The organism is Cutibacterium acnes (genome assembly GCF_003030305.1).
GTDB lineage: Bacteria > Actinomycetota > Actinomycetes > Propionibacteriales > Propionibacteriaceae > Cutibacterium > Cutibacterium acnes.
Genome location: NZ_CP023676.1, coordinates 2,076,363 through 2,089,137, shown reverse-complemented (window position 1 = coordinate 2,089,137; position 12,775 = coordinate 2,076,363). Strand labels below are relative to the sequence as shown.

Here is a 12,775-nt window from a genome sequence, read left to right as displayed (position 1 = left end):
CCCTGTCATTGAGAGGTCCGCCTCATGCCCTCCAGTTCCGTGAGCTACCGCACCCTGTTCTCGCTGCCTGGCGGGACGTTCGTCGCCGTCTCCGCTCTGGCTCGTTTGCCCCTAGCTATGAGCCAGTTGGGCACCCTGCTGCTGGTGTCCAGTCCGCAAGTATCGGGGCGGCTGGGCCCCGGTGGTCTGGCTGCCGGCGTGGTCGCCTTGGCTATCGCTATTGGTTCCCCGTTTTTTGGTGCTCTGACGGACCGTCACGGTCAGCGTGTCGTGCTGCTTGCGCAGTCTCTGGTCGGTGGCACAGCCCTGATCGCTGAGGGACTGGCTGCAGTCATGGGTGCCGCATGGCCGGTAGTGGCCGTGATGGGTGGTTTAGCGGGGTTTTTCCTTCCGCAGATTGGCACGATGGCGAGAGTTCGTTGGCGCGCCATGGGTGCGGCAAATCCCACCATGGAGGCGGGGATCCTCGAAACGTCTTTTGCTTGGGAAGGTGCCATTGACGAAGCCTCCTTCGCTCTCGGCCCGGCCGCGGTCGGCGCTCTCGCTGTGCTGGCCGGTCCCGTTCCGGGGCTTATCGTCGCCGGCGCCATGCTGGTGGTGTTGGGGAGTTGGTTTGCCCTGGACCCGACGTCGAAACTCGTTGAGGTTCATCCGGGCAGAACGATTCGTGCCGGGGCCCCGGCACGGTCAGATCGTGGTGGCCCCGGCCCGCTATTCACCTCAGGTGTCGCGGCCACCTGCGTTGGCATGATCTTTATGGGCATGGTGTTTGGGTCTGTGCAGACCGGCACGACCAGCCTCGCCACCGACGCCGGACGTCCAGGCCTGGCAGGGCTGTTCCACGCCTTGCTTTCAGTGGGTAGCGCTGCTGCTGGGCTGGCTCTGCCACGGTTGGCTCATCGTCTGGACCTGCCGGCCAGGTGGCGTCTTTTCGCTGCCGGATTGGCCCTTTTTGCAGCCCCCTTGCTGCTGGTCGATCGCCTTGGGCCGTTGGTGCCGATCCTCATCATCCTTGGTATGGCGGCGGCCCCGTACATGATCACCCTGTTCAGTGTGGCGGAGAGGTCGGCCTCGGCTGGACGGATTGGCACCGTTATGACTCTGCTAGCGGCTATGAACAGCCTTGGGTATGCCTTCGGGACGACCCTGGCCGGGCGGCTGGCTGACTGGGGTGGTGCAACTCCGGCCTATGCGGTGACGTGGGGCGTCGGTGTGGCGGCGACCTTGTTGGCCCTACCGGCGGCATCGAGGGTAGCCCCGACACACTGAACTCGCTTGTCGCCGTCGAGAACGGGTGTGGTGACGCCGACGCTCCGACGCACAATTCACGGTGAGTTGCCTCGGTGTGCGATAGCGTGTTGATGTGGCGCGCGCAGACGGAAGGCTTACCGCAGACCTCAACCCCCAGGACCACGGGCCCCAAGACGCCTGTGGCGTCATCGGGATCTATGCCCCCGGTGAGGAGGTTTCTAAACTCACCTACTTCGGCATGTATGCCCTGCAACACCGTGGCCAGGAATCAGCTGGCATGGCGGTGTCAGACGGTCGCCACATGATGGTCTTTAAAGACATGGGGTTGGTGTCCCAGGTCTTTGACGAGGCCACCCTCAATTCCCTCCAGGGACATATGGCCGTCGGGCACACCCGGTATTCGACGACTGGTGCGAGTATCTGGGACAACGCCCAGCCGACGTTCAGGTCGCGTCAAGGTGGTGACGGGCTAGCTCTGGCCCATAACGGCAACCTCACCAACACCGGCGCCCTCGAAGCCCTCATCGCTGAGCGTGCCCCGGATACCGAGGTTCCCCACAAAGACCGGATGGACTCCAGCAACGACACCTCGCTGGTAACAGCCCTCATGACGACCTATGACGGCACTCTTGAGGAAGTCGCCGCCCAGGTCCTGCCCCACCTTCAGGGTGCCTTCAGTCTCGTTTTCATGGACGACCACACTTTGTGCGCTGCTCGTGATCCGCAGGGCATCCGACCGTTGGTGCTGGGGCGCCTATCTAGTGGTTGGGTGGTCGCCTCCGAAACTGCGGCTATCGACATCGTCGGTGGTACTTTCGTTCGCGAGATCGAGCCCGGCGAGATGGTCGCCATTGACGCGGCTGGGTTGCGCACCAGCCGTTTCGCTGCGGCCCGGCCCAAGGGGTGCGTCTTCGAATACGTTTACCTGGCTCGCCCTGACACCGTTATTGCTGGACGACGTATCCACAACGTTCGCGTCAAAGTCGGCAAGATCCTGGCCCAGGAACACCCTGCCGACGCCGACCTCGTCATCCCGGTGCCAGAGTCTGGCACCCCGGCTGCTATCGGCTATGCCGACGAGTCCGGCATCCCCTACGGCATGGGCCTGGTCAAGAACTCCTACGTGGGCCGGACTTTCATCCAGCCCTCTCAAACCCTGCGCAACTTGGGTATTCGGCTCAAGCTCAACCCGTTGCGTGACGTCATTGAGGGACGACGCATCGTCGTCGTCGATGACTCCATCGTGCGCGGCAATACCCAGCGTCAGCTGGTCCGAATGTTGCGTGAGGCTGGTGCGGCCGAGGTGCACGTGCGCATCTCTTCTCCGCCGGTGCAGTGGCCGTGCTTCTACGGCATTGACTTCGCTACTCGCGCTCAGCTCATCGCCCCGGGTCTTGACGTCGAGGACATCTGCCGATCTATCGGCGCTGACTCGCTTGGCTACGTCAGCCTTGACGGCCTCGTCCGTGCCACCCACGTTGACGCCGATAACCTCTGCCGGGCTTGTTTTGACGGCGTTTATCCCGTACCGGTGCCTGTCTCGGCGCGAGCCGTGCTAGCCGACGCCACCCACACCAACCCGAACCAGGAGCAGCAGTGAGCAACGAGTCCGCCTACGCCCGTGCCGGAGTCGACATTGAGGCTGGTGAGCGCGCCGTTGACCTGATGAAGGCCCACGTGGCCGCCACCCGTCGTCCAGAGGTCCTTGGCGGCTTGGGCGGCTTCGCTGGCTTTTTCGACGCTTCCGTCCTGGGCCAGTACCGTCACCCGGTGCTGGCTACCTCGACTGATGGGGTTGGCACCAAGGTGGCCATTGCCCAGGCTATGGACATTCACGACACCATTGGTTTTGACCTCGTCGGCATGCTCGTCGACGATCTCGTCGTGGTGGGTGCTGAGCCGTGGTTCGTCACCGACTACATTGCATGCGGCCACGTCGACCCCGACCGGATTGCCGCTGTTGTCAAGGGCATCGCCGCAGCGTGTACTCAAGCCGGCTGTTCCCTGTTGGGCGGCGAGACAGCTGAGCATCCGGGTCTGCTAACCGACGACGAGTACGACGTCGCAGGCGCTACTACGGGCGCCGTCGAGTATGACGACATTCTTGGCCCGCAGCGCGTGCAGGAGGGCGACGCTTTGTTGGCGGTGGCTTCCTCGGGGCTGCACTCGAACGGTTACTCACTGGTCCGTAAGGTGCTGCTGGCTGACGCTGGTTGGGCTTTGAACCGTCATGTCGATGAGTTGGGTCGCACCCTTGGCGAAGAGCTGTTGGAGCCGACGACGGTTTATGCAGCTGATCTGCTGGCCCTTATCCGCCAGATCGAGGTGCACGCTATGAGTCACGTCACCGGCGGGGGATTAGCTAACAACCTGGCCCGTGTCCTGCCTGATGATCTCGTTGCTACGGTCGACCGGTCCACGTGGACACCAGCGCCGATCTTCAACCTCGTCCAGCAGGTGGGCAACGTCTCACAGCCTGACATCGAAGCGACCCTCAATATGGGAGTCGGGATGGTCGTCGTCATGCCAGACGCGAACATCTCTGCAGCTATCGATCTGCTTGCCGAGCGTGGTCTTTCCGCTTGGCAGTGCGGTCATGTTTCCCATCGTGACGCGACGAATGAGCTGGGGGCGGTGCTGGTTTCGAGCCATCCTTGCTGCTAGGCCGTTCGCCTGGAAACACAATTTGCGGTGGCCCACTTTGGTACGTGGGTCATCGCTCGGGTAGCCTGTGCACCACGATAGTTGATGATTTTGGGCGGCAATGCCGCTATTGATGAAGCGAGGGGGTCGACCCACATGGGGCGCGGCCGTGCAAAGGCGAAACAGACCAAGGTTGCCCGCGATTTGAAGTATCGCTCGGTGAACATGGATCTCGAGTCACTGGAGCGAGAGCTGAGAGGCGAGAGCCGTCAGCAGGAGGATCCTCATGACGAGGACGGCTTGTCGGATGAGTACGCAGATTTGGCTGAGAAGTACGCCCACTACGGCGAGGAGGACTGAGCCGGTAATGCGGCCATGAGGTGGCTGAACGACCCCTTACTCGACGGGTTTGAATACGCTCGGATCGGGCTCCCGCATGCAGCTAAGGCTGTGGGGGATCCCGACGGGCTTCTAACTGCGAGTGTGGTGCGTCGTGGTGAGCCGCGTCATGGCCGTGCCATGCTCTACGTCCACGGCTGGTCGGACTGCTTTTACCAAGCTCATCTAGCTGAGGTGGTGGAGAGCTGGGGGTATGACTTCCTCGGGCTCGATCTGCGTCGGTACGGGCGAAATCTTGTTCCCGGTCAGATGGCTGGCTGGGTTCGTGACTTGGCCGAATACGATGAGGAAATTGACGCTGCGGTGTCATTGCTGCGGGCCGATCACGACTCGGTGACGATCATGGGTCACTCCACAGGGGGGCTTATTGTCCCGTTGTGGGTGTCGCGTCATCCGGGATGGGTTGACGGGGTTATTCTCAACTCACCGTGGATCGACCTTCAGGGGTCGTTCCTTACCCGAGCTCTAGCTGGGCCGGTGGCACGATCAGTCCGCGTCGCAGAACCGACGACTGTGCTGCCTATCCCGTCCCGGGACAATTTTGGTCACTCAATCCGTCGTGAGTTTGGCGGGGAATGGGACGTCCCGGAGGTCAAGGATCCGTCATGGGCTCCTTTCGTCACTCGCGCCGGGTGGTTGGCAGCTATCCTCGATGGTCATCAGAAGGTGGCTCAGGGGCTGCACATTGACGTCCCGCTGTTGGTGCTCATTTCTGCTCGCAGCGACCTTTCGGCGACGTGGAAGCCGTCGATGAAGACCGCTGATACCGTTCTCGACGTCGATCGGTTGGCGCGCGCAGCAGTTAACCTTGGTCGCCATCTCACCTTGGTCCGTGTCCGGGGTGGACTCCATGATGTGGTGCTCTCTGCTCCGTCGGTGCGGGCTGGTGTTTTCGCTGAAATGGAGCGCTGGGTTGACGCCTATTTAGCGTAATAACTCACATCTGACACGTTTTTGGACGTCGTTAACATTTTTATGACACACTTCCTGTGCTGGGCACCGTCGCCCAGCAGATACAGATCGACTCTGCGGCATCCGCGCCGGGAGAAGGCGATCTGACCGAACCACACGGAGGTTTGGAATGTACGCGAAGAAGATCGCAGCCTTGGCGACGGCATCGATGCTCGTCCTGGCTGGCTGCAGTTCCACGACGACCGACGAGGATGCGAGTCAAGGGTCGACGACGTCCTCGTCGACTCCCAAGGCAGGCGGCGCCGGCGGCGAGGTTGGTGTGTTTACCTGGTGGGCCGACGGCTCCGAGGCGAGGGGCTTGCAGGCTCTCGAGAAGATGTTCGCCAAAAAGTACCCGCACGATAGGTTTAAAAACCTTGCCGTTGCTGGTGGATCTGGGTCTAACGCTAAGGCCAAGCTGGCTTCCGATCTTAAGAACGGCAACCCTCCGAGTTCCTTCCAAGGTCACGCTGGCGCTGAACTGACCGACTATATCGACAATGAGCAGATCGAGCCCGTTGATGGAATTATCAAGGAACTCGGTGGCGAGTCGGTTTTCCCAAAGACCCTAGCTGACCGTCTCACTGTCGATGGCCACATCTATTCGGTGCCGGTCGACATCCACCGCGCCAATGTGGTGTGGGCTAATTCCGCCCTCCTCAAGAAGGCCGGCGTCACCAAGACTCCGACTGACGTCAAGGGCTGGATTGCTGATATGGAGAAGGTTAAGGCGTCTGGCGTCGCCACCCCGTTGTCGATCGGTGGCACCTGGACTCAGACCGAACTCTTCGAGTCGATTCTGGCTGCTGATATGGGCGCCGACGGCTACAACAAGCTTTTCACTCCCGATGGCACATGGGACAGCCCCGAGGCTAAGGCGGCCATCGAGGACTACAAGAAGGCCCTCACCTTCACCAATACCGCTTCCGACGGCGACGACTGGCCGGCTGCCACTGACATGGTGGCTTCCGGCAAAGCTGCCTACAACGTCATGGGTGACTGGGCCGTTGCGGAGTTCGACATGAAGGGCAAGAAGTACAACGCCGACTACACCGCTTTCGTGGTGCCCGGCAAGGAGGTCGTCTACGATTTCCTGGCTGACTCCTTCACCCTGCCCACCGGCACCAAGAACCCCGAGGCAACCAAGGATTGGTTGCGCTTCGTCGGTTCGGCCGACGCCCAGTCGACGTTCAACAAGATCAAGGGATCTATCCCGGCTCGTACCGACGTCAAGCCTGACGGTTTCAGCACGTACCAGCAGACCGCGATGAAGGACTTCAAAGAGGTGCCGATCGTTTCGTCGATCGCTCACGGTGCGGCTGTCTCGCTGGCATGGAGCTCCGAGATCAACACTGCGATGAGCAAGTTCTACCAGGACAAGAACGCCGACAACCTGGCTTCCGCGCTGGTGGCTGCACACGACAAATACGGCAAGTGAGCCATGGATGGGGTCCGCAGGTCGGACCCCATACCGGAACTGTTCTTGATCTAACGTTGCGCGTTTGCGCTCACATGAGGGGTGCTATATAGCGCTCTTCATCCCCCAAAAAATCAGGAGATTTCATCATGAAAAGAGTGAGGCGCTGGCTTCCGAGCTTTCTCCTCGTGCTGCCGTCGATCATTCTCGTTGGCGTCTTTGTCTATGGGTTTATCGGTAAGACGGTCTTCGCATCGTTGGCGCGGGTAAAGACGAAATCGGGGCGAGTTAAGGCTCCCGGTGGCTGGGCTAACTACTCACAGTTATTAGCCGATGGCCGGTATCAGCACGCCATGTGGAACTTGCTGGTGCTGACCGTGGTGTTCGTCGCTGGAACCATGGTCTTTGGCCTGTTGTGGGCTCTCCTACTGGAGAAAGGTGTTAGCGGCGAGGGATTCTTCCGGTCGATATTCCTATTCCCGATGGCAGTCTCTTTCGTGGCTGCTGGTGTCATCTGGCGGTGGCTCCTGTCTCCTGCTAAGGATGGTCAGGCCGCCGGTCTCAACCAGCTTTTTGTTCATATGGGAATGTCCGGGCTGCAGTCATCCTGGTATTCGTCGGGTAAATTCAATATGGCGGCTATGGCCATCCCAGCTATCTGGCAATTGTCCGGCTATATCATGGCTCTCTTCCTGGCCGGTTTCCGCGGTATTTCCGAAGACCAGCGTGAGGCAGCTCGGGTCGACGGTGCGTCCGAGTTCAAGCTCTACTGGAACGTTCTCTTCCCGCAGCTCTCGCCGATCGCTCTGAGCGCTCTCATCATCGTTGGCCATATGTCGATGAAAATGTTCGACCTTATCTACGCAATTGCCGGGCAGAGTTCCTACACCGCAGAGGTCCCGGCCACGTTGATGTGGACTCAAATGTTCCAGCTCAATAACCCGACGGCGGGTGCCGTCAACGCGACGATCCTGCTGGTCATTGTGGCCGTTGTCGTCGTCCCGTACCTCGTGTACACCAATCGCACCGAGAGACAAGGACGCTGATGACTAGTACAGCGCTTCCGGATGAGGTACGTGGTGACGCTACTGTTCCCGGTGGGACCCTGGCTGACGCCCCTCAACGTCGCCGGCGTCGCACGGCGGCCCAGCAGACTATGAGCGCCGTGCGCTATGTGCTGCTGGTGATTTTCGCCGTGCTGGTGCTGACCCCTGCCTATGCCTTGCTCGTGACGAGCTTCAAGACGCCGTCTGTCTACGACCAAACGACGGCGTGGAAATTCCCTAGGGTGTGGTCAGTTGGAGGCTGGCAGGCCGCCTGGGGCGCCCTGGCGCCAGCTCTAGGACGTTCTCTCGTGATGGCCGTACTGGCCGCCATCATCTCTGCCATTCTGGGATCCCTCAACGGCTATGTCTTCGCGAAGTGGAAGTTCCCTGGATCCCATGTGATCTTTGTGCTGTTCCTGTTCGGGATGTTCATTCCCTACCAGGCCATCATGATTCCGCTGTCAGGCATGATGTTAGACATTCAGCAGGGAGCTCCGTGGTTCGCCGGGATCCCGACCCTAGTGCTGTGCCACGTCGTGTATGGCATCCCCATTTGCACTCTGATCTTCCGCAACTACTATGCGACCGCAGTGCCCTCGGAAATAGTCGAGGCCTCCAGAGTGGACGGCGCTGCCATGATCTCGACGTACACCAAGATCGTCCTACCGGTGTCCATTCCAGGCTTCGTCGTGACGCTCATTTGGCAGTTCACCAGTGCCTGGAACGACTTCCTCTTTGCGCTGTTCCTGACTAACCAGAACAACGGGCCGGTCACCTTCGGCCTCAATGCGTTGGCTTCCGGACAGAACCCGAATTATCCGCAGATCATGGCTGGTGTGCTCATTGCCTGTTTGCCGACCGTTGTGGTGTACATCGCCCTGGGTAAGTACTTCGTCTCTGGCCTCATGAGCGGTTCGGTCAAATGAGGTTAGGAAAGGCGCTGACGCGACCTCGTCATTTGCAAGGTGGCCGGGACCGGGGTCGAACCGGTGACCTTTCACTTTTCAGGCGAACGCTACTACCAACTGAGCTACCCGGCCATCGTGCCCACGCAAAGGCCGCATGAACACGAAAGCGGTGATGAACTCATCACCGCTTCAGCGACCCCGATGGGACTTGAACCCACGACCTCCGCCGTGACAGGGCGGCGCGCTAACCAACTGCGCTACGGGGCCTTGACTCTTGTGAGCCCGACCACTGCCTCAGGCAGCTCGAAAAATATAGCAAGGATGTAACCCTGAAGGGAAATCGACCTCTGGATGCCGGGTTAAAACAGCTGTGACTAGGGTATTTGCATGGCCTAGTGGGGCTATCTTGCAGGGATGCCGGGTTCGCTGTAAGCGAACTAGAAGTTTTGGGCGCCCACCTAGTGTGTCTGCTGCTGTGCTAAGGGAGATGAGCAGGACGGATCAACTGAAGGTCGCCATGGTTGGGCGGGCCGCTGGCGGGTATGACGCGCATCCTTTCGCCTAAGCGTGCCGATGACATGATTTGGATCTGAGGCGTGAAACGGTGGGTTGGCTGACAAACCAACCTGGCCGGACATAACTAGGGTCCTGCATCGATGTCGATGCAGGACCCTTGAGGGTATCCCGGACGGGATTCGAACCCGCGTTGCCGCCTTGAAAGGGCGGTGTCCTAGGCCTCTGGACGACCGGGACTCAACGGATGCATATCAATGCGATGGCAACCGTCGAACTGGGCCATCATAGCCAGGTCATATCACTGGCGAGAAATTGCCCCACCGGATGCTGGCCTTCTGGGCAGACGAGCGCTTACCAGCGTGCCTACCTTGGTGGCACCGCAGACGCCGGCAACCGATAGGGATTGCCGGCGTCACGCTGGTTCAGTTGAGGAGGTTTGAATTGATGCGAACTGGGTACATCGAGGAACGGATGGGGCTCAGACGCACCCCGGCACGAGGATTGGCTGCCTCCACCATGTACCCGTTGCCGACGTAAATGCCGACGTGACCGCCACCCGAGGCGGCGAAAAGATCCCCGGGCTGAATTTGGTCTAGGGAAATGCGATGACCGCGCTCGATTTGTGACCCCGAGTAATGGGGCAGGTTAATTCCCGCCTGCTGGTAGGCCTTCAACACTAGGCCCGAGCAGTCGAAGCCGTCGGGGCCCTCGCCTCCCCAAATGTAGGCTTTGCCCACTTGAGCCGTGGCGTAGTTGACAATGGCGGCCCGAGCGCCACGAGGCGACACCGAGGGATCGGGGGCGGGCCTGGGTGCCGGTGTGGGCGGAGTAGTAGTGGTGAGGTACTTGCTGGAGGCCCACAAGGTGCGTCCCCGATGGGTGATCTGGGTCCATCCGGAGGTAGTCCGCCCGGTGGTTGCCAGGGCGGTGCCACGTGAGACTGAGGTGTACACCGCAGCGCTCATGGAGGCGCCGTTTCGTAGGTTGAGGTTAGCTGTCGTGTAGACGGTCTTGGATGGCTTGGGAGCCGGCGCCGGTTTCGGGGAGGGCTTGGCGGCGGTGGGGCTCAGATAGCGGGAACCAACCCACCGGTGAACGCCGTTGTAGACAACTTCGCTAAAGCCCTGTGCGGAGCGTCCGGTTACGCCGACTTTCTCACCGGGGGAGAGCACACCCACCTTGGCGGCCTGCATAGAGTGCCCAGCGCGAACATAGACGTACGTGGTTGCCTGGGCAATTCCGACTGGAGAGCTGGAGGCGGAGGGGCTGGAGGGAGATGGGCGCCAGGCGACTGACGACAGGTAGTGGTGGTCGATGAAGGCAGTGTGGCCACGGTAGGCGACCGGGACCCAGCCATTGACGGGGACGCCGGTCTGATTGAGCTGCTGGCCCCTCTCGAGTACGCCTACGATCTTTCCGTGTATGCCCGCCTGGGCCCTGATGTTAACGGCGGTGCGAGCGGACACTCGGGCCTTTACTGAACTGTTGGTGGCTTGGGCTGGGGGGGCAAAGAATTGACTGCCGCCGATGGCGAGACCAGCGGTGGCCAGGGTTGCGACCCCGGCCCGGAGCGGGCGCACAACACCCATGGAACTGACTCCTTCCGGCGTGTGGACCCGCCTCCCTATGGGGCACTCCTGGCTCTTCCCCGGATCCGTCCACCGACCCAACCAGGAACACCTCGCGTGACAAGGGCAATTCAAGTTGTCAAAACGGGTTTCGTCTACTTGCTCCGAAGAGTTTTTTCGTCGCCTGCAAGTCGACACGCCGAGAAATGGCTGAGAATCTCAAAGATGTTATTTGGGGTTCGCTGGCGACGCTGAGGGTCTCCTAATCGGCTTTGACTAGGGGTTATACCGGACGCCATGAAGGTGATCGTCCTGGGCGTTGCCATTGCCGCGGCGAGTCTAAAAAGTTCATGCCAACTCTGAAGTACAGGTTGATGTTTAGGAGTAGGTATCGACACGCGTTGCGGCAAAGGACCGAGAATCGGCCGCCGAATACCCGGGTCGCTTCGCATGATGAAGGAAGCATCGCTACACTAGGGGAGCCCCCGTAGCTCAGATGGTTAGAGCAGCGGACTTTTAATCCGCGGGTCCTGGGTTCGAGTCCCAGTGGGGGCACAGCTTGCACTGGCAGGGAAGGTGGACGGCATTCCTGGCGTCCGACAGCAGCGGACCTGTCATCGAGGTGATGAAGTGCACGCTGCGTTCTTCGATGACATTCTCGCGTAACGTACCTATCACCAGTGTGGATTCATCCGCACTGGTGATTCGGTTCCCGACTGCAGTCGGTCAGGTGTCGTCGAGCGTCAGCCGACCTTGATGCCCTGCTTCTTCAGCTTGGCCAAGGTTGACTCCTGGGTGTCAGCCAGTGCCTTGGTAATGGGGTACGACTTTGAGACCTTGACCAAGTTGTTCTCCATGTCTTGCCCAGCTTGAACCTGGGTCGGTCCCCAAACCCAGTCGTATTTGAGGTTCTTCGCCACGTCGATGAAGGGGACGAAAACCTTGTCGTTGCTGTAGAAGGCGTCAGGTTTCTGCAGGGCCTTATTCGCCAGCCCCGTGGTTGAGGCCGGCCACAGGCCACCCTTCGAAATCAAGATCGACACGGCCTGCGGGTCAGTGCTCATCCACGTGGCGAACCTAGCGGCCGCTTCTGCGTTCTTTGAACCCTTGAGCACCACTGTGGCTGACCCTCCCATGTCGGCTCCACCGGGACGGTCCGGCCATTCTGGCAGCGGAGCAACGGCCCACTTGCCTTTCCCCTTGGGCACGTTCTGGGCGATGAGTGCAGTGTCCCAGATGCCGTAGAGTTCCGAAATAAGGGTGTCCTCATTCATCTGTTTGTACACCTGCGGGGTGTAGCCCTCGTGGACGGGAATGCTGCCTTCGTTGATGAGTTTTTGCCAGAAGTCAGCCACCTTCCTCGAGGCGGCGTCCTGAGTCATGATGACCTTTACGGTGGAATCAGTGACGTCGTACCAGCGTCCGCCTGCTTGCCGGACCAAACCAGCCAGGAAGTTCCGGTCGGAGCTGAAGTAGGTCAACGAGGCCTTCGGGTCGGCTTTCTTGACAGCCCGAGCTGCGCTGGCGAACTCGTCCCAGGTCTTGGGCGCCTTGATTTTCAACGAGTCCAATAAGGCTTTGTTGTAGATCATGGCCATTGGCGCAGTATCCACTGGGATTCCGTAGACGGCACCGCCGAGATTGACGGACTTAGCACCAGCTGCGGTGAAATTCTTGTCGACGTCACCAGCCCATTCCTTGATGTCTTGAACCGCATCTTGGATCACAAAGGAGGGCAGCGCCTCGTAACCTACCTGAGCGAGGTCGGGAGCGTTGTTGGCTTTGACCGCCGTGAGCATCTTCGGGTAAATCTTGCGACTGGCTTCGGTGGCGATCCACGTGACCTGAGTGTTCGGGTTTTTCTTATTCCACAGCTCGACGGCCTCCTTGTATCCGGGGGCCCACCCCCAAAAGGTCAACGAAACCTTCGCGTCCGAGGCGCCGCTGCTCGTACTGCTGCTGGATGCACTCTTGGATTCGCCACATGCTGCTAGAGCCATGGTCGTCATAGCGACACCGCCTCCGAGCAACAGTCCACGGCGACTGAAACTGTGCAAGTTTGCCATGTTTTGTTCC

At 60.2% G+C, this 12,775-nt stretch carries 10 protein-coding genes and 4 tRNA genes; 9 read left to right on the top strand and 5 right to left on the bottom strand.

The features are described from left to right. Positions 1 to 24 precede the first annotated feature (24 nt). From CPA42_RS10490 to CPA42_RS10455, 8 genes are all read left to right on the top strand, one after another. Positions 25 to 1,269, top strand: coding sequence for an MFS transporter (locus CPA42_RS10490; RefSeq protein ID WP_002515432.1), 1,245 nt, complete (start codon positions 25 to 27; stop codon positions 1,267 to 1,269). Positions 1,270 to 1,363: 94 nt separating this feature from the next. Then, positions 1,364 to 2,851: an amidophosphoribosyltransferase gene (purF, locus tag CPA42_RS10485; RefSeq protein WP_002515373.1), complete on the top strand. Its 1,488-nt coding sequence runs from the start codon at positions 1,364 to 1,366 to the stop codon at positions 2,849 to 2,851. Further along, a complete protein-coding gene (gene purM / locus CPA42_RS10480; protein ID WP_002515370.1) occupies positions 2,848 to 3,915 on the top strand; it encodes a phosphoribosylformylglycinamidine cyclo-ligase in 1,068 nt (355 codons plus the stop codon). Before purF ends, purM begins: the two co-directional genes overlap by 4 nt. Positions 3,916 to 4,050: 135 nt before the next feature. Then, complete coding sequence (locus CPA42_RS10475; RefSeq protein WP_008597657.1) at positions 4,051 to 4,254, top strand: DUF3073 domain-containing protein; 204 nt, start codon at positions 4,051 to 4,053, stop codon at positions 4,252 to 4,254. A gap of 15 nt (positions 4,255 to 4,269) precedes the next feature. After that, on the top strand, positions 4,270 to 5,226 hold the full coding sequence (locus tag CPA42_RS10470; RefSeq protein WP_002515422.1) for an alpha/beta hydrolase: 957 nt from the start codon (positions 4,270 to 4,272) through the stop codon (positions 5,224 to 5,226). A gap of 148 nt (positions 5,227 to 5,374) precedes the next feature. Further along, entirely contained in the window at positions 5,375 to 6,682 is a 1,308-nt protein-coding gene (locus CPA42_RS10465; RefSeq protein WP_002515410.1) for an ABC transporter substrate-binding protein, read from the top strand. A 128-nt stretch (positions 6,683 to 6,810) separates the two neighbouring features. Continuing rightward, positions 6,811 to 7,707, top strand: a complete 897-nt coding sequence (locus tag CPA42_RS10460; protein WP_002515417.1) for a carbohydrate ABC transporter permease — start codon at positions 6,811 to 6,813, stop codon at positions 7,705 to 7,707. Continuing rightward, the gene (locus CPA42_RS10455) at positions 7,707 to 8,633 is read left to right on the top strand and encodes a carbohydrate ABC transporter permease (protein WP_002515368.1); all 927 of its coding nucleotides are present in this window, start codon (positions 7,707 to 7,709) and stop codon (positions 8,631 to 8,633) included. The genes CPA42_RS10460 and CPA42_RS10455 overlap by 1 nt, the downstream gene beginning before the upstream one ends. A 40-nt stretch (positions 8,634 to 8,673) precedes the next feature. On the opposite strand, the gene CPA42_RS10450 is transcribed toward CPA42_RS10455, so the two are convergent. The 4 genes from CPA42_RS10450 to CPA42_RS10435 form a co-directional block, all read right to left on the bottom strand. Then, positions 8,674 to 8,747 (bottom strand) — tRNA-Phe (locus tag CPA42_RS10450). 61 nt (positions 8,748 to 8,808) lie between these two features. Beyond that, a tRNA-Asp gene (locus CPA42_RS10445) sits at positions 8,809 to 8,882 on the bottom strand. 413 nt (positions 8,883 to 9,295) lie between these two features. Next, positions 9,296 to 9,368, bottom strand: a tRNA-Glu gene (locus CPA42_RS10440). 185 nt (positions 9,369 to 9,553) lie between these two features. Continuing rightward, the gene (locus CPA42_RS10435) at positions 9,554 to 10,720 is read right to left on the bottom strand and encodes a C40 family peptidase (RefSeq protein ID WP_002515365.1); all 1,167 of its coding nucleotides are present in this window, start codon (positions 10,718 to 10,720) and stop codon (positions 9,554 to 9,556) included. A 460-nt stretch (positions 10,721 to 11,180) separates the two neighbouring features. On the opposite strand from CPA42_RS10435, the gene CPA42_RS10430 reads away from it, so the two are divergent. Next, positions 11,181 to 11,254 (top strand) — tRNA-Lys (locus CPA42_RS10430). Positions 11,255 to 11,442: 188 nt separating this feature from the next. Here CPA42_RS10430 and CPA42_RS10420 read toward each other — a convergent pair. Beyond that, entirely contained in the window at positions 11,443 to 12,765 is a 1,323-nt protein-coding gene (locus tag CPA42_RS10420) for an ABC transporter substrate-binding protein (protein WP_002515363.1), read from the bottom strand. Positions 12,766 to 12,775: the final 10 nt, after the last annotated feature.

Excerpts from the sequence above, each read along its gene's own strand:
- CPA42_RS10490 (WP_002515432.1), top strand. The coding sequence starts at position 25 with ATGCCCTCCAGTTCCGTGAGCTACCGCACCCTGTTCTCGCTGCCTGGC.
- CPA42_RS10475 (WP_008597657.1), top strand. The coding sequence starts at position 4,051 with ATGGGGCGCGGCCGTGCAAAGGCGAAACAGACCAAGGTTGCCCGCGAT.
- CPA42_RS10470 (WP_002515422.1), top strand. The coding sequence starts at position 4,270 with ATGAGGTGGCTGAACGACCCCTTACTCGACGGGTTTGAATACGCTCGG.
- CPA42_RS10465 (WP_002515410.1), top strand. The coding sequence starts at position 5,375 with ATGTACGCGAAGAAGATCGCAGCCTTGGCGACGGCATCGATGCTCGTC.
- CPA42_RS10460 (WP_002515417.1), top strand. The coding sequence starts at position 6,811 with ATGAAAAGAGTGAGGCGCTGGCTTCCGAGCTTTCTCCTCGTGCTGCCG.
- CPA42_RS10455 (WP_002515368.1), top strand. The coding sequence starts at position 7,707 with ATGACTAGTACAGCGCTTCCGGATGAGGTACGTGGTGACGCTACTGTT.
- CPA42_RS10435 (WP_002515365.1), bottom strand. The coding sequence starts at position 10,720 with ATGGGTGTTGTGCGCCCGCTCCGGGCCGGGGTCGCAACCCTGGCCACC.
- CPA42_RS10420 (WP_002515363.1), bottom strand. The coding sequence starts at position 12,765 with ATGGCAAACTTGCACAGTTTCAGTCGCCGTGGACTGTTGCTCGGAGGC.